The following is a 513-nucleotide window of genomic DNA, read 5'->3' as shown; positions in this document are numbered from 1 at the left end:
CAGTTATCTGAGGCAGCACAAGCAATTGAAGCAGTGGAAGAAGCTAAAAAAGCAGCAGCTAACAAGTTGTCTGAGATCACGTCTGATAACTTAGTAAATCCAAATGAGAAAGCCGAATTAGAACAACTCATCGAAGCGTTAGAAACAGCAAAAGCAGAAGCTTCAACGAAATTAAACAGTGTACCAAACGGTACGACAGGCAAAGATACACTACAAAGTCGCTTAGAACAAATTGATTCAGTAACTTTACCAAAAGTAAATGACCAAGATAGTAATGGAGTCTTGGACACTGAACAATTATCAGAGGCAGCACAAGCAATTGTGGCAGTGGAACAAGCTAAGCAAGATGCAGACAATAAGTTATCTGAAATCACAGCGGATGGATTAGTAAATCCAAATGAGAAAGCCGAGTTAGACCAACTTATCGAAGCGTTAGAAACAGCTAAAGCAGATGCTTTAACGAAATTAAACAATGTACCAGACGGTACAACAGGTAAAGATGAGTTACAAACA

1 protein-coding gene is annotated in these 513 nt (G+C 39.0%); it reads left to right on the top strand.

All coding sequences use genetic code 11. From position 1 onward, the window contains the following. On the top strand, positions 1 to 513 hold a 513-nt coding region (locus ACF91D_RS31650), incomplete at both ends, for a GA-like domain-containing protein (protein ID WP_392438680.1).

The organism is Staphylococcus sp. 231237_7MaSpsaltlick (assembly GCF_043107035.1).
Note: the sequence above shows the minus strand (reverse complement) of the source record. Positions and strands in the feature narration are given on the sequence as shown.